The organism is Microcystis sp. CS-574 (assembly GCF_028329095.1).
GTDB lineage: Bacteria > Cyanobacteriota > Cyanobacteriia > Cyanobacteriales > Microcystaceae > Microcystis > Microcystis ichthyoblabe_A.
On the sequence record NZ_JAQMSY010000137.1, the window covers coordinates 1 to 26,970 of the forward strand.

Sequence of the window (26,970 nt, forward strand, 5' to 3'; positions counted from 1 at the left end):
ACAAACCAATATTTCCCCCGTAGGGGCGCAATGCTTGCGCTCAAACAATGATTGCGCTCAAACAATCCCTGCGCCCAAAACCCATTCTAACCCTCCAGCAAACCCCGCACCTCCTCAACCCCAACCCCCAAAATATCAGCCGCAGCAACAAAAATCTCCTCATCTTGCGTTTGCTGATAAAGAGCAACAAGACTAGGCAAAGAAAAGGTTTGTACCCTGTAACCATCGTTAAATTCTGCCCAAATTTGTAAGGCTTGCAGGTAATAACTTTTGGCTTGAGTTAATTCCCCAACTCCTTTTAGTAAGCTACTTTTCTTTGGCAACGGCGTAACCTGCTCCAAACCCTCCAAGAGCAGAAATACCTGCTAGAACAACCTTTTCAGACAAATCTCTATCTTTAGTGACACCCGCATAAACAAATACAACAGCCACAAGAGCTAAAATTGCTCCCATGCCCCATCTCTTGGTGTTCTCGCTAATTTTGCTTTTCTCAAACTCTCTCTGATTTTCTTTTTCTGAGTTTTCAATGATTTGAGTAATGTGTTCGGACTTGAGTTGTTTTACCAGAGGAGAACTCTGCCGAGAACTCCCCTGCATCATCATCATTGATACAATTTGCTTCTTTTCCTTGGGTGGCAATTCTTCAAGAACTTCCGGGGGCAATATATCTTCTATAGATGGAGATAACAAATCATCATCGTCATCATCATCTTGTTTCTGGTTTTGCATATTTGAGCTTTTCCCTTGCTGTTCATCTCCTACAGGAGAAGATACATTTCCTTTACCCTCTTCATTTTCAGATGTGGAGTTAATTTCCTGTTCTTCTTGTGATTGCTCAGATACCATACTTTTAATCAATTGCTCAACAAAATGTTACTTCTAATCAACCAAGAATATTGTGGGTTAGGATATCTAGTTTTTCTTACAAAAACCAACGAAGACTAGCTTTTTCAAGATAAAGCTCATATTTCTTCAAGGCTTTTGCCAATTTTGACTCCACCAGCCTCTCAGCATAAGATTCGGCAGCTTGAGTAACCAGAGATATATAAGCAGATTTACTAATTTCGCCTGTAGTATATAAGCGACTAGAATAAGACAAAAAGCCTTTCAAGAAATGCTTATCTATCTCCTCAATCTTGACAGATTCATTGTCAGACAAAGACTCTAGGTGTTGGCGAAAAACCTCTCCCTGCTTAAGCAAGTCATAATATGCGAGTCTTGACTGAGCCTCGCAGGACACTTTTTCTAACAATAATTTCCTTTTGTCTTCAGAAGACATAATGATCCCTCTCATTCTCGCTAGGTTCTTTTGTACTAAAGAACTGTTTAGTGACAGTAATTCTTATTTTAACACCTCAAGGCCATTCGTGACAACTTAAGGCTGTGACTCTTTTGTCAAGGGGCTTTGAGGATAAGGGGACTAGAGTTTAGATGCTACCAATCAGGCGATCACTACCAACTGCGTGCCAATACAAAATAGAAAATACGGGTCGCCCAGTTGGTTTTCTGCCACCATTCTCGTAGATAATTGAGTAAAGTAGTTTTTCCTGTCCCTCCCATTCCTTTGAGTAAAAGGATATTATGTTTCAGCAGCGCCTTTTCCATCTTGAGAATTTCTAAATCCCTGCCGACAAAGCCGTATTCTGGTAAGGGAAAGACATATTGATTGCCGATATGTTCCCAGTATTTTTCCTCCTCTTCTGGAGTAAATGGACGCAAATTGAGATTAATTTTACCGCGACAATAAATCACCGGTAATAACCAATCTTCCAAATCTATTATCGTATTATAATAGGCGCGGCGTTGCTTATTATTGAATAACTCTAACCGTCCCTTTCGCATCGCTTCCGTTAGGTCTTTTCCGTTCAATAATTGCTGATAAATTGGTTTCATCATCAACTTAGCTGCAGAAACCGTCACCGAATATCCCATCGCCACCACTGCTTGCATTCCCGCAGTCATTAAACGACTCCCTAAACTGGTTTCCCGATAGTCTTCTGATTCCTGGGAAATTTGCTTTGCTGACTGACAAGCATTGAGAATACAAATAGGGATATTTTTCCCAGTGAGTAAATTCGCTAATTCCGTCGCTTCTACCGGAGTCGCTTGACCTTTTTCTTCTCCTTCCAGAAACAGAAAAGCTTTTACTCCCTCATATTCTGCTAAATCCTCCAGTCCCCATCCCCTTTGATAGCGCCAAGAATCCCCGTGAACCTGTCTTTGGTACTGTTCATATTCCATCAATCCGCCATGAACATCGAAATGAATAACATGATAGTATCCTTCTCCCTTCTCATCCAGATGTCTGGTTAGTGATTCATAAGTTCCGGGACGCAAAATATCAATTTTTACCGGTATTTCACTACTATTTACCAGTTCTACCAAAGGACGGGAAATCGTGCGATAGTTGACATCAGATTCCTCATTAGGACGCGCAATCACCACCAGAAGATTGATAGTAGGATAAGTGGCCATTTGCACCGGGACAACTGTAGCCCCTCGACGCTGGCGGGAGATGATACAATCTATAGAAAAGGGACGCGGTAAATCAGGATCTTTCAGCGCTTCCCAATGTAAAGCTTGAAATTCTGGCGACTGACTTTCGATGATAATTTGCAGTTGACTTAACTGCTTTCGCAAGTCTCGATATTCCCCATAAGCATTTAAATTACTCTGGAAAACCTGTTTAAATAAATTTTCGCCATAGTTTTGGACACTGTTGGCGGCTTTTTGCGCTTTATCCGTGTCTAGCGTCGGAAATACTAACCATTCCTCAAAGTACCATTCTAGGTCTTTTTCTTCTTGGTTAGTAAAGGGGTCAGTAACCGTAATTGGGTAGCTGTTACCGCTATCAAAATTGAGAGTAGCAGTAAAGCCACCATCGTTAATTCCTTCTTCGCGGATGGTGAGGACTAACATAGAGATAAGTTGAGAATTGTTCTATTACAACTCTTCAGCAGTTTAACGGTATTATACTGGAAAAAACCTATTGCTTTGAGCCTATGGATGTTCGAGCGGCAGTTGCCCTAGAAGCGGGAAAACCCCTAACTATTGAAACGGTAAAATTAGCCGCACCGCAAGCGGGGGAAGTGTTAGTAGAAATCAAAGCCACGGGAGTTTGTCACACCGATGCCTATACTCTCTCTGGGGCCGATCCTGAAGGCTTATTTCCCTCAATTTTAGGTCATGAAGGGGCTGGAATCGTGGTAGAAGTGGGAAAAGGTGTCACTAGCCTGAAAGTGGGGGATCATGTTATTCCCCTATACATTCCCGAATGTCGTCAGTGCGAATACTGTCTCAGCTTTAAAACCAATCTCTGTCAAGCGATTCGTCTTACCCAAGGTCGGGGAGTAATGCCGGATGGAACCAGTCGTTTTTCCCTCGATGGTCAGCCTCTTTATCACTACATGGGAACCTCGACTTTTGCTAACTATACCGTACTGCCGGAGATTTCCCTAGCCAAGATTCGCCCCGATGCTCCCTTTGAAAAAGTCTGTTATATCGGCTGCGGAGTCACTACAGGTATCGGTGCGGTGATTAATACCGCTAAAGTGGAACCGGGGGCAAAAGTGGTGGTTTTTGGTCTGGGAGGTATCGGTTTAAATGTTATTCAAGGGGCCCGTTTGGTGGGGGCCGATATGATTGTCGGGGTCGATATCAATCCCCAGAAACAAGCTTTAGCGACCAAATTCGGGATGACTCATTTTGTTAATCCCCAAGAAATCGAGGGGGATTTAGTGGCCTATCTGGTGGATTTAACTAAGGGTGGGGCCGATTATAGTTTTGAGTGTATCGGCAATGTCCAGATTATGCGTCAAGCTTTGGAATGTTGCCATAAAGGTTGGGGTGTTGCCACTATTATCGGTGTAGCCGGGGCCGGCCAAGAAATTAGTACCCGTCCTTTTCAATTAGTCACCGGACGGGTCTGGAAAGGTACGGCTTTTGGTGGGGCAAGGGGTCGTACAGATGTACCAAAAATAGTCGATTGGTACATGGACGGCAAGATTAACATTGATGATTTAATCACCCACGTTCTACCTCTGGCAAGAATTAACGAGGCCTTTGACCTGATGCGCCAAGGAGATTCTATCCGCAGTGTGATTACATTTTGAGCAGGGATAATGTTAGATATAGTTAAGAAACACTTGACAAACTCTTAACTATATGTATGCGCCAGTTTCCCGGCTCTCTTTAACTTACTATAGAAGCGCTCAATCTTTGTGTCCTCTGTGTCTGGAGTGGTTCCTTCCACTCCCAGTATTTACTCCGATTTTGTTAAGATATATTGCAGATACCCTGAACTTTAGTAAACAGAGGAGCTAAATCACCTAGTATTGCGTCCTTTTCAGTGTTGCCAAAGGCACGGCGTAGCCGTCCAGTAAACAGTGAAAAGACATCAGGAAAGTGCTATTTAAAACTACTCACTTAGAACTCAAATCTGATAAGGGACTTGCGCTTTGATAATGTACCTTTTGGGCGAACGCAGTTCGCCCCTACATTGTGGACAAAATCCGTTACTGTAGGGGCGCAAAGCTTGCGCCCTCCGATCGATCAGGTTTGCTGATCACCCTAAGTAGGGCGAGAGCCTTCGAGATGTTAGGGACTTGCGCCTTGATAATGTGCCATCTGGCTGGTCTAATTCTTCTACAGAGCGATTTTCTGGCTGGGATATTATTCCCACGCAAGTCCCTAACTGATGACTAATAACTTTTAAATTTTTAACTTTAAGCAAATGCGTAATAGCGGACTCCTATCAAAAACCAAAGTCAAACTGAAACGGAAAAAAACGCTCACCTCGCCGACGCGGCCAGCACCGAATAAATTACAGAATAAAATCAAAGATAAAGAGCGTCTAGTCGGTCGTCAGCGTCAGTCATGGCTAATTATGGGATTAATTAGCCTTGTCCTGCTAGGAGGAGTTGGCTCGCGCTTGGCCTATTTACAACTGCAGCAAGGACAAATTAACCGAGAAAGGGCAGAAAATAACCGGATTCGCATTCTTCCCAAACCCCCAGTCCGGGGCAACTTATTCGATCGCAATGGCAAAGTTTTGGCCACGGCCCGCTTAACCCATGCGGCCTATATTTGGCCCAAATCCCAGCGTAATCCCGCCCAAAAACTCAATCTTGACCGTTTAGCCAGTATTTTAGGCATTCCCAGAAGCGACCTAGAAAAACGCATTAACGAAGCGGACGAAAACCCCTCCACCCTGATCCGCATCGCTAGGGGTTTAACTCCGGCCCAAATTATCGCCCTAGAGGAATACAAAGACGAATTAACCGGCATTGAAGTGGACGTGGAATCAGTGCGCTACTACCCCAATGGTAAAATCGGGGCCCATATTCTCGGTTATACTGGGGAACTAACCCCGGAGGAATATCAAGCCAAAAGATCCCAGGGCTACCGATTGGGAGATGTCGTCGGTAAAATGGGTGTAGAAGCCGCCTACGAGTCAAAATTGCGGGGAGAATGGGGAGGAATGCAGTTAGAGGTCAACGGATCGGGACAAGTAATCCAAATTCTCGGCCAAAAAATTGCTAAACCGGGGCAAGATGTCACCCTGACACTAGATTTAAAACTCCAAAAAGCCGCCGAGGCCGCTTTAGGAAAACGCAAGGGTGCGATCGTGGCGATCGATCCCCGGGATGGTTCCGTGCGGGCCATGGTCAGTTATCCTAGTTTTGATCCTAATGTTTTCTCGGCCCCAATTACCACCGCCACTTGGAAAAAACTACAAGCGGAGGGCAACCCGTTTGTTAACCGCGCTCTGCAAGGATTCCCCCCCGCTTCCACCTTTAAAGTCGTCACTGCCACTGCTGGCATGGAATCGGGTAAATTTCCCCCCAATACGGTCTTAAATACCTTTGCTGCCCTTTATGTGGGGGGGACAGCTTTTGGAGAATGGAATCACGCCGGTTTTGGTCCGATCGGTTTTGTCCGGGCCATGGCCATGAGTAGTAACACTTTTCACGGTCAAATTGGTCGCGGGGTGGGGGGACCGACTTTAATTGCCACGGCTCGGCGCTACGGTTTCGGTCAGAAAACCGGGATAGAATTAGCGGAAGAAACTCCGGGGTTAATTGCCGATCGCGATTGGAAACTGCGTAATTTTAAAAACTGGGATTGGTCGGTAGGCGATACGATTAATATGTCGATCGGTCAAGGATTTACCCTCGCGACTCCCCTACAGGTAGCTGTGATGTTTGCTGTCCCCGCTAACGGCGGTTTTTTGGTGAAACCGCACCTTTTACAGGATGCCCGCGATCTTAAGGAATGGCGCAAGTCTTTGAACATGAAACCTAGCACCCTAGACACTCTGAGAAAGTCTCTGAGAGCCGTGGTAGCGGAAGGAACGGGGCGGGCCCTATCAGACCCCGCTTTACCGCCTGTAGCGGGCAAAAGCGGCACAGCAGAAGCACCTCCAGGCAAGTCCCACGCTTGGTTTGGAGCTTTCGCGCCTTTTGATAAGCCCGAAATTGTCGTGGTCGCCTTTGCGGAACATTCCGGCGGTGGTGGTGGTAAAGTGGCCGCACCTATGGTACGTCAGGTAATGGAGGCTTATTTTAATGTCAAGCCGAAAGAAGAAAAACCCCGGCCGAAGCCCTAGAGACCTGTGGCGGTAAGCGGCACACAGCGCACGGTAATTCCCGTGGCCGTGGCGATTTTTTCCGCCCAAATCGCCAATATTTCAGCGTTTACGGGTTTGAGAATTTGCATTCCGTCGCTCGCGCTGAGGGGATTATTACCACGGGTTTCTAATTGTCTTTGTCTTGCCCGGGGACGGGTCGGGGTGTTAAGTTGAATTTCATCCGGTTGTAGCTGTTGCATCAAATCGATGTATCGGTCTTGATCTTGGGGCGACCAAGAGGCCAGTAGCATGGTTTGAATTGCTAGTTTTCCCGACCATTCTTGGCGAAATTGTCTTAATCCCCACCAAAGCTCCTGCCAATCCAGACCGGAGACCGGACGGTTAACCCGTCGCCATTGGGCCTCGGAAACAGCATCGATTTTAGCGGCGACGATATCAGCTTTGCTCAAGTCTTGACGCACTTGGGCATCTCCCAAAAGGGTACTATTGGTTAAGACCGCCACCGGCCGCTCGGTTATTTCCTTGACGGTGGCCAGTATTTCCCCTAAATTGAGGGCGAGGGTGGGTTCCCCGCTACCACTGAGAGTGACTATATCCACGTCCCAGGGGGCAAAGGCACTTAAATCGCTGCTAATTTGTTCGCTGGTGATAAAAACTCTTCGTTGCTCGGTTTTTTGCTCAATTTCTCCTAACTGACAGTAAGCACAGTTAAAGGAACAGGTGGAAACTAAACCAATCGGATCGATGCCCAAGGAACTGCCGAAACGCCAAGAGGCAACCGGACCATATACGGAGCAGAAATAATCTTGGCGAGCAGTCATCGAAAATACCGAAAGAAGACGGAGAGGGAGGGATTCGAACCCTCGGTACGGTCTTACGATTCGTACAACAGATTAGCAATCTGCCGCATTCGACCACTCTGCCACCTCTCCAAGATGACATTACTTTAGTCTAACATGAAAGGCCACTTTTTGGCAAGTAATTTTTGGGCAGTTAATCGCCTAAACGACCATCCTCCATATTGACAATGCGATCGGCGATGTCGAAAATCCGGTTATCGTGGGTGACAAGTAAAATCGTGCAACCTTGTTCTTTTGCCAATTTCTGCATGATTTCCACCACATTGCGCCCGGATTGTTTATCTAAGGCCGCGGTCGGTTCATCAGCGAGGACTAATTTGGGATGACTGACGAGGGCACGAGCGATCGCAACCCGTTGTTTTTGTCCCCCAGACAAATTTTCTGGGTAATAATCGACTCGGTTTCCTAAGCCAACTGTTTCTAAGATCGCTTGTGCTTTGATGTCTAAATCTTCCTGAAGAAATTCTTCATGAAGTTCCAGAGATAAGCGAACATTTTGTTTAGCAGTCAGAAAACTCATTAAATTATGTGCTTGAAAAATATAGCCAAGTTGTTTACGAAGCTGGGTTAATTGGTTTTTGCTTGCTCCATATATTTGTTGTCCCAAAATTTTGAGACTCCCTTCTTGAGCGGAACGTAACCCCCCCATCAGAGTTAGTAAGGTAGTTTTGCCGGAGCCGGAAGGACCTGTTAAGATGACAATTTCTCCTAGATTAATATTAAGAGTAATATCAAATAATACCTGTTTACGCAGTTTTCCTTCGCCAAAATAGTGATTAAGAGAATTGATAGATATAACAGGTTCTAATGAAGTTACAGATTCAATTTGCAGCATTTCCATAGTTGTAACTATCCTCGAAACTAAAAAATATCCGCTGGGTCAGCAGAACGCAGTTTATTCATGGCGATCACTCCAGAAACAGCACACATAGTAATTGTCAATATTAATACCATTACAGCGCGTCCAAGTTTCATCATAATTGGTAATTGAGTAGCACTTGAACCAACTTGATAGAGTCCTAAAGACAGGAAAAAGCCGGAGATATAACCCAAAATAGCTAATAATAAGGCAGCTTGCATTAAGACACCAAGTAAGTAGCGATCGCTGTAACCCATAGCTTTCATAGTAGCGTATTCTGGTAGATGATCTGACACATCAGAATAAAGAATTTGATAAACAATCACAATACCAACAATAAATCCTACTATCACCCCTAAACTAAAAATGAAGCCGATTCCTTGAGTGCTCCAATAATGAATTTCATTTTGTGCCAATTGAGATGGAGTAAGTAGTTTTACATCTTTGGGTAAATTTGCTGTAATTTTTGCTTGAATTTCTTGAACATTTACTCCCGGTTTTAATTTAATAAGACCCATAGATATTTGCTCAGGTTTATTATCAGGAAAAAGGTTAAGAAAAGTTGAATCACTGGTAATGACATTCCCGTCAGTTACAAAGGAAGCTCCTATATTAAATAAACCAACTACCTCTACAGTTTTATCATTAACTTGGATTTCTAGATTTTCTTGCTGTTTGAATAAATCAGTAATTGATCCGTATTCTGGTCGAGAACTTTGGTCAAATAATACCCGATTAAGTAGTTTTAATTTTGTTTGATTTTCCTCAAGTTCTACTAAGGATAAAGGTGGGTTAACTGGATCAATGCCCCAAACTAAAATAGTACGATTAATCTCAGTTTGAGGATTACGCCATTGAGCAAAACCCATATAGATAGGCAACACTGATTCAACTTGTTCATAGGCGAGGGTTTGAAATAATCGCTCTCTGGGAAATTGTTTAACTATGTATAGGGTTTGAAACTGAGAGTTAACTAAGACTAGATCCCCTTGTAAAAGTTGATAAGATTTTGCGGATCCATCAAACAAAGCATCTAACATTCCTAGTTGGAAAAACATCAGAATATCAGCAAAGGCAATTCCTGCTATTGCGACGAAAAGACGAATTTTTTTCTTCATTAGCTGATGCCATGCTAAGGGAGTTTTACGGAACAGTTTCTTGGGCATATACTGGCTCAATATTAAGGGTTTAGGAATTAGGATTGTCAACTTGTATTTCCACTTGTACTTGCAAATTAGTTAAGCTGGCTACCCGTTGACTATCTTGAGAATTGAGACGAATTTTGACTTCTATGACTCGGCGATCTAGATTTTCTCCTGGTTGACTACTAAAGACATTTTGCCGATTTACTTGTAAACCAATTTGAGAGACAGTACCCTTTAATTTACCCGAAAAAGCTTGGCTAGTAATGACAGCTTGTTGTCCCAGTTTCACTTTATCAATATCAGTTTGATACACCTCTGCTACAGCCACCATATCATTTGTTTGTGCTAGTTCTAGCAAACCAGAATCACCAATTTTTTCGCCAACTTGCGTATGAATTTTGAGAATTTGTCCGTTAATAGGACTCTTGATATAAACTTGATTTAAGTTCGTTTGTGCTTGTTGTAAATTAGCCACAGCATTATCAACTTCTGCTTGCGCTATTTGTAGATCAACTGGACGAACTTCAGCCACTTGATTAAGGGTAGCTTTTGCTTGTTGAATTTGCTGTATTCCTGTTGCCTTAGTACGCTCTAAGTTAGCTTGAGCTTCGGCGATCTGTTCTTGATAAGTGGTAATAATACGTTGTAGATCTGCTTGCGCTTCTTTGAGACTTTCTTGCAGGGTTTTTTGATTGAGACACTTACTATCATAATCAGAACTAGATACGACTCCATCTTGATATAACATCTGATAACGTTGACATTCAGTTTTAGCATTTTCTAGTTCTGCTTGTAAACGGGCAATTGTCGCTTTTTGTGTGGCTTTTTCTCCCTGTAACTGTGCTTGTAGTTTGGCTATAGTTGCCTTTTGCTCTCTAGTTTGTCCCTCTAAATCAGCTTTAGCCTTTTCTACCGTCGCTTTTTGAGCATTAATCTCTCCAACCTTTGCCCCTGCTTTAACTTGAGCTAGACGCGCTTGAACTACTTTTAACTGTTCTTGATTTTGTTTAACTACTGATTGTAAACGGTTACGAGAATCTAAAATCGCAATTACTTGTCCTGTGACTATTTTATCTCCTTCTTTAACTAATAATTGTTCTACGCGATCGCCATCTAAAGGCAAGGGAGCATCTAGACGGATAACTTCACTTTCCGGTTCTAATCTTCCTAATGCTGCTACTTTGGTAATAGGGGGCGTTGTTGCTTTTGATTCAGCGGGCGATGAATTATTCCATCTGAGGGGGAAAACTTGATAAACTACCCCCACACTGGTGATAGTTGTAGCAGCAATAGCAATGGCTAAAATCCAGCGTAAAGGATGAGAATGCTTGGATAATGAATCATTTTTCATAGCTATTTCTTCCGTTTTGTTTTTGCTCTAGATAACTGGTAATCATGTTTTTGAGTAAGATACCCTGCTCAGAAAAAGATATGGTTTCTCCCTCAAATAGTCTTACCAAAAGTAAACCGTGAAGTAGGTTGACAACTAAATTAACAACTGTTTGATCTTCTAAGTGTAAATAATCTCTAATAACCTCTCGAACTTTTTTGTTAGCTTGTTTTAAAATCTCATTTTCAAAAAACTCTTGAGGCTCTTTTGTTCGATAAAAATCAATCCAAATTAGAATTTGTTGACAAAAGTAATCTTTATTGTAGTCTACAAATTCCATCAGTGTAGCTATTCGCTCTGACAAAGCACCAGTATCTTTCGTCGCAGATTGAAAGTTAAGAGTATCTTCCTGTGTTTGCTCTAAAACCAACTGTAAGAATAAAGCTTCCTTGCTCGGAAAGTAGTGGTAAAGCGTGCCGGTTGAAACTCCAAGCTCTTGAGCAATTTGGCGCATGGTGACAGTGGCATAACCTTTTTGTGCGAACAGGTTAAAGCTCTTGCTCAATAGTTCCTTACGGTATTGCTGGTGATCTACGACTTTGGGCATACTTAGGCTTCCTCAACTACTGATTTAATTATACCATACATCCGTTATAAATAAACTCATCAGTTATAAGGCTTTGAGCAAACATAATGTACTTATAACTGTCCTAGTCCGAGCGCCAAACAAAAAACACCAAGAGCAAGCAAAGATAAACTGAGTAGGATATTTAATCGGATATAGATCCAGTTTTTTCGTCGACTCAGCCAAATTTTTAATCGTCTTTCTTGCCAAATAGCTGCAAAATTTAAAGCGACAATAGGCAAGGTATAAATCGTAGCATAAAGACCTAAGTAAAATGGTAAAAACACGAAAGGAGTTGCTAGTTTTCTGATTTCAATAATAGCCAGAATCAGTAGGAATGCTCCTGGTGTCTCCGCGAGGGTTGTCGCGCTACCAAAAGCCAAGAATTTGAGTCGATTTGCGTAATCTAAGGGGGGGAGAGAGTCCCACCTCCTTAGATTTGGAATTTCCTTTCTATGACACCAGCGATATAATCCATAAGCACTGACCATCCCTCCAACAAGAATTAACAGCCAGCCCCAGTTAACAGAAGATAGGTGTTGTCTCGATATTATCTCTTGCAGTTCACTTAATCCGAAGTAAAAAACGAATGATTGAACCAAAGTAGTCAAGAAAATACCATAGACGTAAGCCGAAACTCCCCCAGTCCCCCGATACAAAAATATCAGGATAGCGATGGCAATAGGGGTGGGATTGATGCTATCAATAAAAGCCAGCCACAAAATGGTCAAGGTAAGCATTGGATTAAGACTAGAAATAGGATTGTAGTGTCCCTCGACGACGGATATCCAAGGTAGCGCAGTGGAAAGAGCCACCGAAAGGCGCGTAATTCATGAAAGGGCAGGGAATTGGCTCAAATCCATGATCTTTGAGAAATCGAATCATCGTTTCTTGATGTTTTTCAATGATTACCCTTTTTTCATCAAGCATTAATACATTCATGCTAATCCATAAACTACACATACTAGCATTGGCATTGAAAAAACCTCCTGTGACAATATCGGGTTTAGGAGCAATGAGAATATCCCAAGATTTAAAAATGTCTGGGATTTTAGTAACATCAATATAATCTGGGTTCACTAATAACTTTCCAGGAGCCAGAGGCATGAAACTAGAATCAATGTGCATTGGTTGTCGGCATTTACTTTCGACTCTATGAATATTAAATTTATCCCCAACATGGCGTTCTAGCCATTGAATTCCCATCTCATTTGTCACGTTACTTCTCGTAACAAAAATGTCCTTACCACAGCGAATAAAATCCGCCGCATCAAAGACAGGTTCGCATTCCGTGATTACGTAGCGAATCGGTTCCCCTTCTTGAGGTATCTGATAGTTGCGATCATAGAGTCGATCGGTTAACTTGGGTTTAGGTGCGGCAGTCCATCGTGCACCTTTTTGAAAATATTCAATTAATAATGTTTGGTAAGCGTGGAGTTCAAAATATCGAGAACGCCATGCCATCGGGGTTTCAATAATTTCGTCTCCCAATACTAACAAACCATCTCGCGGACAGGCAGTACATAACCCTTTTGATTTCCAATCAGGGGTTTTGTAGGTCACGCTAAAATCCATAACATCGGGACGACGGACGGTAACTCCTTCAGATTCTAAAATATGGATGAAATGTTCTAAATCCTTACTGGCTTCTTCTATTAAAAATTTTGGATAACGTCGGCTACCAAATAACATCAATATTTTTGATAAACTTTGAGGAATTGTGGCGTTAACACTAAGATGATTCGGGGGAAACATCGCATTATCTAAACTGCCAACGATTACCTCTTCTAAAGGATCCCATTCATTATAAGAGTTGACAGTGGCGTTAAGAGTTGAGCATTTTTCTGCTTGTAAATTATTGGCAATCATCATTTTTCTCCTTTTTGTTTTGTGAATCGGGTAAGTTACCCTTTTTTTCGAGTTTTGTGATGGTAACTTAATTGACAGAAGTTGGATATTGTCGGCTTTAAAATTGATAGTGATCTCGGGTTTTTTTGAGAGCTTCAACAAAGAGATTAATATCCTCATCAGTATGCTTATTATTGATCATTAATCGGATTAAAGCTTTGCCACGTTCTACGGCAGGATAACGGAATATAGGAATACAATACCCCATTTCCAGTAAATCTCGTCGTACTTGTTCAGCTACTTCATCCTCACCAATAATAATTGAAGTAATATAGGATGGTGTATCATTAAGATGAAAACCTAAATCAATTAAATTTTCTCGCAGTTGTAAACAACGCTTGAGATAATTATCCATGATCTCCGGATGACTTTCCAAGTAGTTGATAATTTCCAGATTAGTCGCTGCTGTTGCTGGCTGCATTGTAGCCGTGAATAATGAAGTCCCTGAAAGAATCTCAAAAGATTTAACAAATTCTTCGGGTCCACTGATTGCTCCGCCTTCAATTCCCACTGCTTTAGAAAAAGAAACCATAATAAAAGTGGCTCTCTTTAAAGTTTGATATTCCTTATAAAAAGGTCGATTAGGATTACCATAAATCATAAATCCATTGGCATCATCAACATAAGATAAAGCCCCATAACGTTCACATATATCAAGTAATTGATCCACAGGGGCAATGCTTCCATCCGAAGAATATACCGTTTCAAAAACCACAACAATTTTAGGGGATTGAATCGTTTTTAAAACTTGTTCAAGGGAGGAAGGATCATTATGTTTGAAAGCGAAAACCTGAGAACCAAATTTTAGTCCAGATAGGGGATTCCATAAACTCCAGTGACAATCTCGATCCAATACAAAGACCACATCATGGTTATCTATTGTTACCGTTTCATCAAATCCAAAAGAACTGGTCATGGCATTCATAAAACCGATGTTAGCTAAAGCCCCAGTTCCAAAAGTTAAGGTATATTCTTTTTGCCATATTTCGTTCATCTTTTGTTCAAGTAAAATATGAGGACGGCAAACTCCTTGAGTAAGACGAGAACCCCCAGTGGCTAATCCATATTGACGGGTATTTTCACAAAACATATCAATGAAATGCTGTTCTTGTTGTAATCCCAGAAAATTAATCCCTGATAAGTTAATCAGTTCTCGTCCATCCCGTTTAATATGAGAGCCACTCATCCCATCCATAACCAGAATCCCTCTATAAAGAAATCCGCTGGCTTCAGAGTCTTCAAGAAATTTTTTATTACCCCATACATGGGATTTTACCGATGTTTGTGAGGCTGATTTATCTCGGATGAGTTGGCTCAAAAGATGACGCTTTTGAGAGGAAGAAAGTTGATTTAGAGTATCAATATTTGTAGCCATGGTGAATTTGTCTCCTATTTAGATAACATCGAACTGAGTAGAGCATCAACATCTTCATCACTAAGTTGATCTATCTGTTTCAACATCAGTTCTGATGAATGGTCAAAATGAGTTGGTAAAGAGTTCTGGGAATTAGCTGATGGTTTATCAGAAGAAATTTGGTGAGTTTCTAGGATTTGCTCATTCAGAAGTAGGGCTAAACTGGTAACAGTAACACCCTCAATGAATTTCACTAGAGGAATTTCAACTTCCCAATCGGTATTTAACCGATTCTTCAATTCAACAGCCATCAAAGAGTCAAAACCTATATCTTGTAAAGGCTGCTCAATATTAATCTGAGAGAGTTCCAAACCGAAAATCTGCGCCACAGCATTTTTAAGATAATTTATGAGCCAATCAAGGCGTGAGTCAGGATTCAAGTTTTGCCATTGGCAGACCAGCGTATTTTGTTTTACTTGTGGCATTTTATCTCCCTGTTCTGGGGAGGAAGCTAATTCCTTGAATAAGGGAGGTTTCGCTCCTTTATGACTATTAAGAAACTTAGACCAGTTGACAGGCATAACCGCGACTTGTCCGGCATTTTGCCCTAATAGTTCCTCTAATATTTGTAATCCTTGTTGGGGTGAAATCATATCCAGTCCCTGAGTAGCAAAACGGTCTTGTGAATAACTATCAAGACGGGTAGCCATTCCCCCTTCAGACCAAGGACCCCAGTTAATACTTAATCCGGGTAGTTCTAAACTCCGGCGATAGTGAGCTATAGCATCCATGAACGCATTAGCTGCGGCATAGTTACCTTGACCCGGTGAACCCATTAATGAGGCTATGGACGAGAAACAGACAAAGAAATCTAAAGGTAGATCCCAACTAAAACAATGTAGATTCCATGTTCCTGTTATTTTGGGAGCCATAACACGGGTAAAACGTGGCCAATCTAGTTGTGATAAGAGTCCATCATCTAACACTCCTGCTGCATGAACAATTCCACGCATAACGGGTAAGGATGCTGTAATTTTCTGGAATAATTTTTGAACATCCTCTTGTTTAGAAACATCCGCCTTGATGATAACTACCTCAGTTCCTGCCTGTTTCCATTGTTCAATCAATGTGATAGCTTCTGTATTTGGTTCACTTCGTCCGGTGAGAACTAAGTATTTAGCACCTTGAGAAACCATCCAATCAGCTACTTTTAACCCTAATGCTCCTAAACCTCCAGTAATTAAATAACTGCTATCAGAACGGATTGTTTGCGCTTGTTCTAAAACCGGCAGAGAAATCACAACTTTACCGATATGTTTGGCCTGTGCCATATATCGAAATGCTTCTACTACTTGCACGATGGGGAACACTTTGTAAGGTAAAGGTTTGAGAGTTTGTTGTTGAAAATGTTCCATCAATTGATTGAGCATTTGTGTGATTAAGTTCGGGTCTTTTTCGGCTAGTTCTAATAGATCAAAGGGATGATAAGAAGCTTCGGGGCATTTTTGCAAGACTTGGTTTTCATCCCAAATCCCAATTTTGCCAATTTCAATAAATCGCCCTTTTGTGTTTAATACCTCAAGACTCTTGGGAATAAATTCACCATTTAAGCTGTTGAAAACGATGTCAACTCCTTTATTTTGGGTAAGAGATAGGATCTGATCAGCAAAATCTAGGGTGCGGGAGTTCATTACTTGTTCTACCCCTATAGATTTCAGGAATTGAGACTTACTCCCACTAGCAGTGGCGAAAATCTCTGCTTTTACCTGTTGAGCGAGTTGAACGGCGGCCTGTCCTACCCCACCGGCGGCGGCATGGATTAACACGCGATCGCCCGCTTGAATTTTGGCTTGATGATGTAATCCGTAGTAAGCTGTCAAAAAGGCGATAGGAAGAGTAGCAGCTTCTTCAAAAGTCATATTAACGGGTTTAGTTGCTACAAAAGCAGCGTTTACGGTGACAAAACTGCTCAAACTACCTACGGCCATAGCGGCAATGACTTCATCCCCAACCTTGAAATGAGAAACTTTTTCCCCTACTGCGACGATTTTACCAGCACATTCTCCACCAAAGGGGATCTCAGTAGCAGAAGAAATCCCTAACTGTTGGGTATATTCTTTCAGAAGTCCTAGCGCGTTAAGAACATCTCGGAAGTTAAGTCCAGCCGCATAGACCTGTATTTCTACCTCAAGTGGCCCCGGTTGGCGACGTTCAAGGGGTTCTAGGGTCAGATTTTCTAAGATCCCATAGTTTGATATTTTAACTTGGAATGGTTTAGTTCCCAGTTGATTCTCAACATTTAGGGATTGAGCGCTACGTCTAACCAGTCGAGAAACATGACGGATTTCTTGACGATAAATCACCTGATTTTCGCTGTCAGGAGCTAATATTTCCGCTACAAGTAGGGATTGGTTAGCATTGGGTGATGCTTCTAGATCCACACATACACATTGTAATTCTGGATGTTCTAGGGCGATCGTTCGGCCAAGTCCCCATAAAGGCGCTTGTTCAATAGCTAAGGATGTGTCTGAGGGATCTAAAGTTTGTGCACCTTGAGTAACTAACCACAGACGGGGTAAATTTGTACCTCGTTTTTGAGTTAAAGCTTGAACTAGAGACAAGACACTACCACAGCCTATTTCTTGCGCCTTTTGTAAGGCTTCTAGAGATAAATCTGTAGATGAATTATTCTCACAACTCCATAAATGAACTATTCCTTTTAAGGGAGGTTTATTTTCTAAGCTCTCTTGGAAAAGTTTGGTAAAATCATCGGTAACAAGAGGATTAACTGTATAACTTTCTGGGTTTAGCTTTTGATAGTGAGAGCCAACAGAAACGAGAATACAATATTCACCTAATTGTGTTAGTTGATTAGCTAAAGATGAACCCATTCCATCACCCTTGGTAAACAGTAACCAAGTGCCAAGATTTTCTGCTCCGGTCAAAGGTAAGTTCAAATCACGGTTTTGTGGTCGCCAGACTATTTCATATAACCAGTTTTCTGTCTCCTCTTTTTGCACAACTTGCCCCAGTTTTTGAGAACTAATACGCTTGACTGATAATCCTTGAATTTCGGCAAGCAGTACCCCACTGTCATCAAATAAATCCACATCTGCGGTGATGGTTTGGGAAGGCTCAGAAGAGTCTTGATTTAACTTAACTCTACTCCATAGATGAAGGGGTACAGAACCATAGACTTGATATTGCTTTAAACCCACAGGTAGGTAAGCATCGCCAGAGTCTTCTCTTGATAAAGCCGCCCCTAATACTTGTAAACTAGCATCCAGTAAAACGGGATGTAATTTGTAGTTACAAGCTTCATTAACTAAGGATTCTGGTAACTGAATCTGTCCGAGAGCCATTCCTTCATACTGCCACAGGTCTGTAATGGCTTGAAAACTTGCTCCGTAGTCCATTCCTCGTTGTCGTAATTGTTGATAATAATCTTCAACATTTACGGATTCAAGAGAATCAATTGATAAGTTTTCTAAGTTGACTGGACTGGGTTGAGTAATATCTGTTACTTTGATAATTTTACCCAAAGTATGAAGTGTCCAAGAATTGCCAACAGGATTAAGACTAAAGATTTCAAAGGTATAAGTCTGGGAATCTTGAGGAGTCAAAATTAACTCGATGTCTTTGACTTGATTACCTTCGAAAAATAAGGGATGCTCAATCTTCACATCTTCTAGGCTGATTGAGTCGGATTTAAAAACATTGATCCCGGCGACAAGAGCCATTTCTAAGTAAGCAGTAGCAGGGAAAATAGTGGTTGCTTGAATCTGATGGTGTTGAATATAATTGGGACAATCTTGACTGATTTGAGATTCAAAGATAATTGGTTTTAGTGGCAAATGTAACCGTTTTCCTATTAAAGGATGAAGATGTCCATTGCCATGGCTAGAGTATAACTCAAATTGCTGAGTACCCTGAGGATTGTTGTGAGAAATATGTCCTTTACCATTGGTTGACTCAACTCTTGTAGTGGAGCAGTCGGACAATATACTGCCATGGCAATACAATTGTCGGCTAAATTGATAAGTTGGCAGACTCAAACGATGATAGGAATAATCTTTTGAAAATCCAGTCCAATTTACAGGTGTTCCTTTAACATATAATTCTGCCAAACTTTGTAACATTTGTTGCCAATCTGATTTTCTAGATCGCAAACTTGGCAACCATACTCCCTTGCCTTCTGGAATACAATGACTTCCCATTCCTATTAAAATGGGTTGGGGACCAATTTCTAGATAAACCTCATAACCGTGGCTCGCTAGTGTATTCATTCCTGCGGCAAACTCTACGGTCTGGCGAATATGATTTACCCAATAAGAAGGCGTAGCTATTTCGGCTGTCGCTATTTTACCAGTGACATTAGAAATTAAGCTAATATTTGGTTTTGAGTAGGTGATTTCTCGGGCAATTTTGGCAAACTCGGTCAATATTGGCTCCATCAAAGGTGAGTGAAAAGCATGAGAAACTTGTAAGGTTTTTGTCTTCACCCATTCGGTATCTAAATTAGCGACTACTGCATCAACGGTTTGACTGTCCCCAGAAATAACAATGCTAGATGGCCCATTAATAGCAGCGATAGAAACCTGTTTTTCATAAGAAATAATGGCACGTCTGACAGTTTCTTCGTCGGCAGTAACTGCTACCATTTTACCGTTAGACGGTAATGCTTGCATTAAACGACCTCGATAAGCGATGAGTTTTAACCCATCTTCAAGACTGAACACCCCGGCAATACAAGCGGCCACATATTCTCCTACACTATGACCCATAACTGCACTAGGTTCAATACCCCAAGATTTCCATAATTGAGCGAGTGCGTATTCTATGGCAAATAAGGCGGGTTGGGTGTAAGCTGTTTCATCTATGGGTGAGTTTTCTCCCTCTTGAGGATAGAGAATAGATAGCAAAGGTTTGTCTAAATAGATACTAAGAATCTCTTGACAGTGTTCAAGGGTTCTACGGAAAGTAGGTTGAGTCTCATAAAGTTCCCGGGCCATATTGATATATTGTGACCCCTGACCTGTAAAAAGAAACGCAATTTTCTGGTGCTTCTGGTGCGATAGTTCACCGGTCAAAATTCCCCCAGCTTCTTTGCCCTCAATAATAGCCTCTAACTGGGATTGTAATTGAGTTAAAGACTCAGTTTGAATAGCTAAACAATGATGAAAATGCGAGCGCCCCACATCAGCACTAAAGCAAAAGTCTTGTAAGTTGATTTGCGGATTTGCTTGAAGATAATTGTGATAACTTGATACTAATTCTCGCAAAGATGACTTAGTTTTAGCGGTAATAGTCAAGATAGCAAGAGATGGTTCATGATGCTCTTGCTCCAAGGTTTCCAGAACAAATTCTTGTAAAATAACATGAGCATTAGTGCCACCAAAACCAAAAGAAGATACCCCAGCTAATCGCCCTTTTTTACCCTTTTTCCAAGGCTGCAATTGAGTAGGAATAGATAAGGAAGTTCCTTCTAGAGAAATATAAGGATTGAGTTTTTGCAAATGAAGGTGAGGAGGAATTTCACGATTTTGTAAAGCGAGGCAAACTTTAATCAGTGCGGCAATTCCTGCGGCTGCTTCGAGATGACCAATATTAGTTTTTACAGAGCCGATCCAACAGGGCTGATCTAATTGACGATCCTCCATTAATACTTCTTTGAGAGCATTAAGCTCAATCGGATCCCCTAAAGATGTACCTGTACCATGAGCTTCCACGTAGCTAATATCTTTGGCGCTTACCTGAGCTTTGGCTAAGGCTTTTTTAATAACAGCTTGTTGAGCTTGTTTATTGGGTGCAGTTAGTCCATTACTGTGACCATCTTGATTAACTGCTGAACCGCGAATAATTGCATAAATGCGATCGCCGTCTTGAATAGCCTTCTCTAGGCGTTTGAGGATAACCACCCCACAACCTTCGCCCCTTACATAGCCATTAGCACTTTCATCAAAGGTTTTACAGCGACCATCAGCGGCTAACATCCCTGCTTTTGAGAAATTAATAGTTAATTGGGGAGATAGCAGCAAATTTACCCCGGCTGCTAATGCGAGATGACATTCCCCATCTGTTAAGCTCTTACAAGCTTCGTGGACAGCAACTAACGAGGAAGAACAGGCCGTATCTATGGCTAAACTAGGTCCATGGAAATCTAGAAAATAAGATAAACGATTAGCCGCCACACAAAAAGCGTTACCCGTGCCATAGTAAGTGCCTATAGACTCATTATCTTTAGATAACAAGCGAGCATGATCATCACTACTGATGCCAACAAATACACCTGTTTGACTCCCTGCTAAAGTTTCGGGGGCAATACAAGCATTTTCGAGAGCTTCCCAACTAACTTCTAAGAGAAGTCTTTGCTGGGGATCCATTTCCACTGCTTCCCGAGGTGAGATGCCAAAAAATTGAGGATCAAAATCATACACATTATCTAAAAATCCACCATTTATGGGGTTTAAATTGCCCAGTTCTTGATGATTCCATCTTTGAGAAGATAATTCTGTTATTGCATCCCCTCCTTGGCGTAATAGTTGCCAGAATGCGTCTGGAGATTTAGCTTGAGGAAAACGACAGCCAATACCGATAATAGCGATCGGCTCATTTTGAGGTTGTGATGAGGTTTTTTGAGCGACTGTGGATGAAGTTGTAGCTAGAGCTTCAGAACTTAATCCATTTAGGGCTAAATAGTGAGCAACCGCATGAATGCTAGGATATTCATAAACCAGCATAGGAGATACACTTTTCCCCAGCCATTGCTCAAGCTCTCCCGAAAGACTTACTGCCGCTAAAGAACTCAGTCCATAACTTGCTAAGTCTTGTTGAATATCTATTTTTTCTGGTGCTATTTGCAAGATCTCTGCAACTTTTTTAATTAGCCACTCTTCAATTGCTTCTTGAGTATCGGACACAATTTGATTCTGACTGACCTCAGAGAATTCTTCAACAACCTGATAACTTTTGACTTGTTTTAGCAGAGAGTTAATATCTGATTTAAGCTGCTTAAATCCATTCTTATGTTCAGGATTCTTACTCCAATCCCCAATCACATTAAGAGTTCCTGCTAGAAAACTAGCTCGGCAAGCTTTACGTTGAATCTTGCCACTAGATGTCTTGGGAATACTTGCTGTTTTCAGCAGTGCCACGGCATAAACATCTAGTTGATGTTCTTCGGCAACAGAGCGAATAATTTGCTCAATTACCGCTGGTGAGTCTAATTTACGCAGATAGCTTCGTTCGACTTCTTGAACAACTACTAGCCTTTCTTGACCAGCAATTTCCACTGAAAATACTGCTCCACACCCTTGCCGCAATCCTGGGTGACTTTTTTCGACGGTGGATTCAATATCTTGAGGATAATGATTACGTCCTTGAACAATAATTAAATCCTTGATTCTTCCTGTGATAAATAACTCACCAGCCAGTAAAAATCCTAAATCTCCTGTCCGCAGAAATGGCCCAACCTGGGTATCAGCTAAATAAGCTTTGAAAGTTTCTGCTGTCTGTTCGGGTCGATTCCAATAACCCTGAGCTACACTGTCACTAGATACCCAAATTTCCCCTATTTCCCCATCTCGACATTCAGTTAAAGATTCAGGATTCACAATTACAATTTTTTCTGATAACCAAGCGTGACCACAACCAACTAATAATTGAGCATTCGGGTGTTGAGAGTTAATAGTAACGGCACTATTTTCTAAAAGAGCTAATTTATCAACTGCTTCAATCACAGGAGATTGGCTTTTAATTCCCCCCGATACAAATAGAGTAGTTTCAGCCATCCCATAACAAGGATAAAATGCCTCTCTCTTAAAACCATAATCAGCGAAAGTATTAGCAAATTTTTCTAAGGTAGCCGCTCGAACAGGTTCGGCCCCAGTAAAAGCTACATCCCAACAACTTAAATCCAGATTTTCTCGCTCTTGAGGTTTAATTTTATCAGCACATAATTCGTAAGCAAAATTAGGACCGCCACTACTGGTAGCGTTGTAGCGAGAAATAGCCTGTAACCATCGGAGCGGTTTTTGGATAAATGCTTCTGGGGGCATAATCACACAAGGAAATCCGACGTACACTGGTTGTAATACGTTACCAATTAGTCCCATATCATGGAATAGTGGCAACCATCCTACACCAATAGTTTCGCTTGTATGTCCAAAGGCAGAAGCAATCAGTTTTTCATTATAAAGTAAATTTTTATGACTAACCATAACTCCCTTAGGCATACCTGTGGAACCAGAAGTATATTGTAGGAAAGCTATGTCCTCTAAAGAAAGATTCGGTTTTTGCCAGTTTTCTGCTTGCTTATCCGGGATGTTATTAGTAGCTAGGCAAGGTACTGTTATTAACTCAGGGTCACTCGAAAATTTTTCCTCAATAGTATTTAATAAGGATGTAGTAGTTAAGGCCAGTTTGGCTTGGGCATCTTTAGTTATTGCTTGTAGTCGAGAGAGCTTTTGATTACGTCGGGGAGGATAAACGGGAACGGCAATAACACCCGCGTATAAACAGGCAAAGAAAGCAATGATAAATTCTTCCTCCGATGGATAGAGCAATAAAGCTCTTTCTCCCGGAGACATTTGTAACTGAAGTTGAGCCGCCAAAGCTTTTGCTTTTTGCTCTAATTGCTGATAAGTCAGTCTGGCGGTTTCTGTTTCTCCATTAGCCAAAAAGATATAAGCTGTTTGCTCGGCTTGCTGCAATGCTCTATGGTTCAAGATATCTACAAAAGTAGAAATGTCCTGAAAAATTTCGCCTTTAGATTTTGATTCTACAGATAAACAAAGCATTTTTTCCTCTACAACTGATTTCTGAAGTTCTTTTAACATAAAACTAATTACAGGGCAATCGCACGCACTTCAACATAACCTGACAATTGAGAATGGCAAAAAGTTTTGCTGATACAGGGTTTTGGGTTTTGACCGAATATTTGCTTTAGTATTGCTTACGTCAGGTTTACGACTGTTTCTTTACAAAGCAAAAGTCTGAAACGTTTGCATGGTCAATGGTTGAGGCCAAGCTGTATCTGTCAAGAGGTCTTTTTATGCGATTACCCTATCCCTCCTCTGGGTTCACTTTACCTAAACTCAATAAAGACTGCTTACTGTTTTTTATTTTTACTGCTCCTATTTTTATCCTAGCGGCTTACCCTAAGTAAAAATACTCAGTTAAACAAAATTTAATTATTTAATTGTCAAGTCCAGTAGTAATTTTGTAACCGTTCAGGAGAGGTGTCAAGCCGCCAGTGGCATTGACTCTGTGGAAGGACTCTCTTGGGACAGCAGAGAAGGAGAAGCACTGCCTTTCCCAGGGGCGCGAATCGCTTCGGTCATAAGGTTCTAAGCACAATTAATTACACATCTGAGCCGTCAGCCGTCAGCTTTTTCAGTGATCAGTAAACAGTGATATAGCGTTTCCTGTTCGTAAGAGGTACATTATCGATGTTGAAAAGCTTAATCAGCAAAGGTTTAACTGTCACACACGGGTGTGAGAACCGCTACAATTACTATAGATGGAAGGAAATCGGCTGTCCCTTTGCCTGTATGCTAGGAAGAGGAGCTAATTCGTTATTGAGCGAGCTTTTTTCGCAAGGATTGACAGTATGGGTAATATTCACGAGCAGTTATTAGAGGAATTAGCCGAAGTGGAGTGGAGTGACTTGATCCCCCATGCTCAAAGGGATGCGCTGATCCTGGTTTCCGATTCCCTCAATTTAATCGAAGTGGCAGAAGCGATCGCCGGTGATCAGGTTGCTCAAGTGCAGAATTGGATCGGGGAAAAACTACTAGAAAAACCGACACAAGAGCAGTTAAGCGATTGGAATTCCCATCCCGATAACCTTTTTAATACACTAATCGTGCAACCTTTTGTGTTAATTCAGGCGGTAGCTTAGATAAAACCAAACCCCCCAATCTTGTCGGATTGAGGGGTAGGAAAGAATAATCCTGGCATCGAGCTATTGTCCCGGTCGGCAACCCGACAAGTATCTTGGACAGGATGGTTGCGTACAACTGGCTAATTGCTAAATATTAAACAATATTAAAAACCCCATTGGCAAAGGCGTTACCAAGTAATAATTCGTTACCAGATGAATCCGTAATTAGACCGGATACCCCATCCGTATCGAGCATCAGTGTCTTACTAGCGTTTTTAAATCTACCTACTCCAAAGAATGATATGCCTGTCCATTCAACGGTAGATAGGTCAATGTTCCCAATCTTGATAGCAACACCTTTTTTAGTGTCCGCAATGCCATCTTTGCCAAAATTGCCGTCTAAGGTATCGTTACCAGCACCGCCAATCATTATGTCATTTCCGTTACCAGCTTCAACTTTGTTGGCCGCTTTATCCAGAGTAAAAACATCGTTAAAACTACTACCTTTAAAGTTTTCAATTTTGATATATTGCGGAATTCCTGTTCCACTTTTAACTAGATCTACTGTTATTGGTTTACTTGAATTTGAAAAGTCAACCAGATCAATTCCTTCTCCACCATCAACTTTGATCGTTTTTTCATCAACTTTAAAGATGTCATTATAGGCTGTACCAACAAAGATTTCAAAATTAGTGATAGAGAGAGAGTCCGAGCCTAATTTAACAACTTTTGTTGTACTATCAACCTGTACGCCTACTTTAGGATTTGCAGTGGAAAAGTCAAGAGTATCTTTTCCTTCACCGCCATCAAGGGTTACTCCTTGAGGAATTGATTGGATTTTTACAATGTCATCTTTTGGAGTAAATTTAAGGGTTTCAATGCTAGATAAATTGTCTGTGTCAGAGCCGACCTTTACTGTCCCATTAATTCCCGTTAATTTTGGATCAGGATTTTTAGTTAGGGTTAGAGTAATTGGTGTGGTTTCTGAACTATAATCAACAGTATCATTTCCTAAGCCACCTAATAATGAATCATCTCCTTTTCCTCCTACTAATAGATCGTCGCCTTCTCCCCCTATGAGAGTATCTTTTCCATCGTTACCCACCAACGCATCGTTGCCCTTGCCCCCATTAAGTTTGTCATCTGTAATATCTCCAATCAACAAATCTTTCTCATTCTTATCTGTATCATAGGTTTTTCCTGTATCCCCGGAAAGAGCTAAAACCCCCTGATAAATTATTTGAAGTTCTTCAATATCAACATTGATTAAATATTTTGTTTTCCAGAAATCAATTGTTGGTTCCATGCTAAGGTTTATATCTTTTGCGAAATCCTTATTATATCCTTCTGTTAATTGTGCTTCCCACTTTTCCTCGTATGTCAAAATAATATTTCGGTACTTAGTGTACATTGTGGCAATTTGCTTGGCATCTTCTTCATTAAATGTTGAGTCATACAAGCCAAATAATTCTGCTTCATAAAAACGACGTTTGGCAATGCCAGGCTTAAATTTTTCTTTTACTCCATTTGATTGATAATGAATTTGATACCATGCTTCGGCTCTATTACTTGAACCAATGGCATTTTTGAGTTTGGGCCTTATTAGTGCTTTTGGACTAACAACAGAATTATAATTCAGAGAGACTAAGGTTACTTTTTCATAAGATGGGGGTACATTCAATGCATTAACAACTGTTTCTTTTTCAGGGTATGTTTTGAGAAGAAGAAGTTTAGCTTCAGGCTCCGTTATAGTTCTTTTGAAAATTTTTTCTGTTAATGATGTTCGATCTTCATTTTTTGCAGCATCTATTTCTTTTAAAATTTGTATTTCATTTGCGCTAAGAGAAATTCCCGAAGCCGTCCAAATAGATAAGTTATTATTTCTATTAAAAGTATATCCATAGCCGATGGTGGCACTATCGTCTCCTTTTAGTTTAACATTTTTATCAAAACCTTCAAGTAGGATAAGTGTTTCAACCAATTTTTTTTCATAGTTTTTTTGACCTAGTGTTTTGTAAGTTAACATTGGTAAATCTCCTATTGAAAAAAAATTGACTCGTAAGGATTCAGGAAAAGTAATCGAAATTAGGGTTTTCCGAGAAATAGAAGGAATTTAAAAAACCCTACGGGCCAGCATAGCGCGCTAAAGCAAGCCCGTCAACCCCATCCGGGATGCTATGGCGCTAGAATCTCGTTTCCGGCACGGTTCCTATTCGCCTTCATCCAAGTCAAAACCGTCAACAAGCAAAAACCCCCCGAAAAAAGGGGGGTTTTTGAGGAAAGAATAATCCTGGCATCGAGCTATTGTCCCGGTCGGCAACCCGACAAGTATCTTGGCCACGGTGAAGTTTCACAACCGAGTTCGGGATGGAATCGGAGTGGTGCCATCACGTTAAAGACACCAGGAAGGGTAGAAC

At 41.3% G+C, this 26,970-nt stretch carries 15 protein-coding genes, 1 tRNA gene, 1 rRNA gene and 2 pseudogenes; 3 read left to right on the forward strand and 16 right to left on the reverse strand.

Going from position 1 to position 26,970, the window contains the following annotated elements; all coding sequences use genetic code 11:
* Positions 1–86 precede the first annotated feature (86 nt).
* The 4 genes and pseudogenes from PN470_RS10850 to PN470_RS10865 all read right to left on the reverse strand — a co-directional run.
* Positions 87–299, reverse strand: a pseudogene (locus tag PN470_RS10850) (hypothetical protein); the annotation flags it as partial.
* A gap of 7 nt (positions 300–306) precedes the next feature.
* A complete protein-coding gene (locus tag PN470_RS10855) occupies positions 307–846 on the reverse strand; it encodes a hypothetical protein (protein WP_016517161.1) in 540 nt (179 codons plus the stop codon).
* Between the two features lie 76 nt (positions 847–922).
* A complete protein-coding gene (locus PN470_RS10860; protein ID WP_016517162.1) occupies positions 923–1,279 on the reverse strand; it encodes a hypothetical protein in 357 nt (118 codons plus the stop codon).
* Positions 1,280–1,473: 194 nt separating this feature from the next.
* Positions 1,474–2,919 (reverse strand): annotated as a pseudogene (locus PN470_RS10865) (CHAT domain-containing protein); the annotation flags it as partial.
* Between the two features lie 83 nt (positions 2,920–3,002).
* On the opposite strand from PN470_RS10865, the gene PN470_RS10870 reads away from it, so the two are divergent.
* Both PN470_RS10870 and mrdA read left to right on the forward strand, forming a co-directional pair.
* The gene (locus PN470_RS10870; RefSeq protein WP_104398183.1) at positions 3,003–4,112 is read left to right on the forward strand and encodes an S-(hydroxymethyl)glutathione dehydrogenase/class III alcohol dehydrogenase; all 1,110 of its coding nucleotides are present in this window, start codon (positions 3,003–3,005) and stop codon (positions 4,110–4,112) included.
* A gap of 620 nt (positions 4,113–4,732) precedes the next feature.
* Positions 4,733–6,607 carry a penicillin-binding protein 2 gene (gene mrdA / locus PN470_RS10875; RefSeq protein ID WP_103111975.1) on the forward strand — a complete coding sequence of 625 codons (1,875 nt, stop codon included), beginning with the start codon at positions 4,733–4,735 and terminating at the stop codon, positions 6,605–6,607.
* On the opposite strand, the gene PN470_RS10880 is transcribed toward mrdA, so the two are convergent.
* From PN470_RS10880 to PN470_RS10925, 10 genes are all read right to left on the reverse strand, one after another.
* Positions 6,604–7,410, reverse strand: a complete 807-nt coding sequence (locus tag PN470_RS10880; RefSeq protein ID WP_271937645.1) for a radical SAM protein — start codon at positions 7,408–7,410, stop codon at positions 6,604–6,606. The two genes, mrdA and PN470_RS10880, sit on opposite strands and share 4 nt — an antisense overlap.
* A gap of 19 nt (positions 7,411–7,429) precedes the next feature.
* Positions 7,430–7,521: transfer RNA gene (locus tag PN470_RS10885), tRNA-Ser, on the reverse strand.
* A gap of 61 nt (positions 7,522–7,582) precedes the next feature.
* Entirely contained in the window at positions 7,583–8,290 is a 708-nt protein-coding gene (locus PN470_RS10890) for a DevA family ABC transporter ATP-binding protein (RefSeq protein ID WP_069473818.1), read from the reverse strand.
* Positions 8,291–8,310: 20 nt separating this feature from the next.
* The gene (gene devC, locus PN470_RS10895; protein WP_271937648.1) at positions 8,311–9,474 is read right to left on the reverse strand and encodes an ABC transporter permease DevC; all 1,164 of its coding nucleotides are present in this window, start codon (positions 9,472–9,474) and stop codon (positions 8,311–8,313) included.
* A 22-nt stretch (positions 9,475–9,496) separates the two neighbouring features.
* Positions 9,497–10,804, reverse strand: a complete 1,308-nt coding sequence (locus PN470_RS10900; RefSeq protein ID WP_271937650.1) for an ABC exporter membrane fusion protein — start codon at positions 10,802–10,804, stop codon at positions 9,497–9,499.
* The gene (locus PN470_RS10905) at positions 10,794–11,390 is read right to left on the reverse strand and encodes a TetR/AcrR family transcriptional regulator (protein WP_016517169.1); all 597 of its coding nucleotides are present in this window, start codon (positions 11,388–11,390) and stop codon (positions 10,794–10,796) included. Before PN470_RS10905 ends, PN470_RS10900 begins: the two co-directional genes overlap by 11 nt.
* A gap of 92 nt (positions 11,391–11,482) precedes the next feature.
* On the reverse strand, positions 11,483–12,148 hold the full coding sequence (locus PN470_RS10910) for a GAP family protein (RefSeq protein ID WP_016517170.1): 666 nt from the start codon (positions 12,146–12,148) through the stop codon (positions 11,483–11,485).
* Between the two features lie 10 nt (positions 12,149–12,158).
* Complete coding sequence (locus tag PN470_RS10915; RefSeq protein WP_238142361.1) at positions 12,159–13,280, reverse strand: amidinotransferase; 1,122 nt, start codon at positions 13,278–13,280, stop codon at positions 12,159–12,161.
* Between the two features lie 94 nt (positions 13,281–13,374).
* Positions 13,375–14,691: an aminotransferase class I/II-fold pyridoxal phosphate-dependent enzyme gene (locus tag PN470_RS10920; RefSeq protein WP_271937655.1), complete on the reverse strand. Its 1,317-nt coding sequence runs from the start codon at positions 14,689–14,691 to the stop codon at positions 13,375–13,377.
* Positions 14,692–14,705: 14 nt separating this feature from the next.
* Complete coding sequence (locus PN470_RS10925) at positions 14,706–23,507, reverse strand: type I polyketide synthase (RefSeq protein ID WP_272104533.1); 8,802 nt, start codon at positions 23,505–23,507, stop codon at positions 14,706–14,708.
* A 773-nt stretch (positions 23,508–24,280) separates the two neighbouring features.
* Between PN470_RS10925 and PN470_RS10930 the strand changes: the two genes are divergently transcribed.
* A complete protein-coding gene (locus PN470_RS10930; RefSeq protein ID WP_002781681.1) occupies positions 24,281–24,571 on the forward strand; it encodes a DUF2288 domain-containing protein in 291 nt (96 codons plus the stop codon).
* Positions 24,572–24,707: 136 nt separating this feature from the next.
* Here PN470_RS10930 and PN470_RS10935 read toward each other — a convergent pair whose 3' ends face one another.
* Positions 24,708–26,579, reverse strand: a complete 1,872-nt coding sequence (locus tag PN470_RS10935) for a hypothetical protein (RefSeq protein WP_271937660.1) — start codon at positions 26,577–26,579, stop codon at positions 24,708–24,710.
* 262 nt (positions 26,580–26,841) lie between these two features.
* Positions 26,842–26,959 (reverse strand): 5S ribosomal RNA (gene rrf, locus PN470_RS10940).
* Between the last annotated feature and the right edge of the window lie 11 nt (positions 26,960–26,970).

Coding starts and splice junctions, on each gene's coding strand:
- PN470_RS10855 (WP_016517161.1), bottom strand. CDS start 846: ATGGTATCTGAGCAATCACAAGAAGAACAGGAAATTAACTCCACATCT.
- PN470_RS10860 (WP_016517162.1), bottom strand. CDS start 1,279: ATGTCTTCTGAAGACAAAAGGAAATTATTGTTAGAAAAAGTGTCCTGC.
- PN470_RS10870 (WP_104398183.1), top strand. CDS start 3,003: ATGGATGTTCGAGCGGCAGTTGCCCTAGAAGCGGGAAAACCCCTAACT.
- mrdA (WP_103111975.1), top strand. CDS start 4,733: ATGCGTAATAGCGGACTCCTATCAAAAACCAAAGTCAAACTGAAACGG.
- PN470_RS10880 (WP_271937645.1), bottom strand. CDS start 7,410: ATGACTGCTCGCCAAGATTATTTCTGCTCCGTATATGGTCCGGTTGCC.
- PN470_RS10890 (WP_069473818.1), bottom strand. CDS start 8,290: ATGGAAATGCTGCAAATTGAATCTGTAACTTCATTAGAACCTGTTATA.
- devC (WP_271937648.1), bottom strand. CDS start 9,474: ATGCCCAAGAAACTGTTCCGTAAAACTCCCTTAGCATGGCATCAGCTA.
- PN470_RS10900 (WP_271937650.1), bottom strand. CDS start 10,804: ATGAAAAATGATTCATTATCCAAGCATTCTCATCCTTTACGCTGGATT.
- PN470_RS10905 (WP_016517169.1), bottom strand. CDS start 11,390: ATGCCCAAAGTCGTAGATCACCAGCAATACCGTAAGGAACTATTGAGC.
- PN470_RS10910 (WP_016517170.1), bottom strand. CDS start 12,148: ATGCTTACCTTGACCATTTTGTGGCTGGCTTTTATTGATAGCATCAAT.
- PN470_RS10915 (WP_238142361.1), bottom strand. CDS start 13,280: ATGATGATTGCCAATAATTTACAAGCAGAAAAATGCTCAACTCTTAAC.
- PN470_RS10920 (WP_271937655.1), bottom strand. CDS start 14,691: ATGGCTACAAATATTGATACTCTAAATCAACTTTCTTCCTCTCAAAAG.
- PN470_RS10925 (WP_272104533.1), bottom strand. CDS start 23,507: ATGTTAAAAGAACTTCAGAAATCAGTTGTAGAGGAAAAAATGCTTTGT.
- PN470_RS10930 (WP_002781681.1), top strand. CDS start 24,281: ATGGGTAATATTCACGAGCAGTTATTAGAGGAATTAGCCGAAGTGGAG.
- PN470_RS10935 (WP_271937660.1), bottom strand. CDS start 26,579: ATGTTAACTTACAAAACACTAGGTCAAAAAAACTATGAAAAAAAATTG.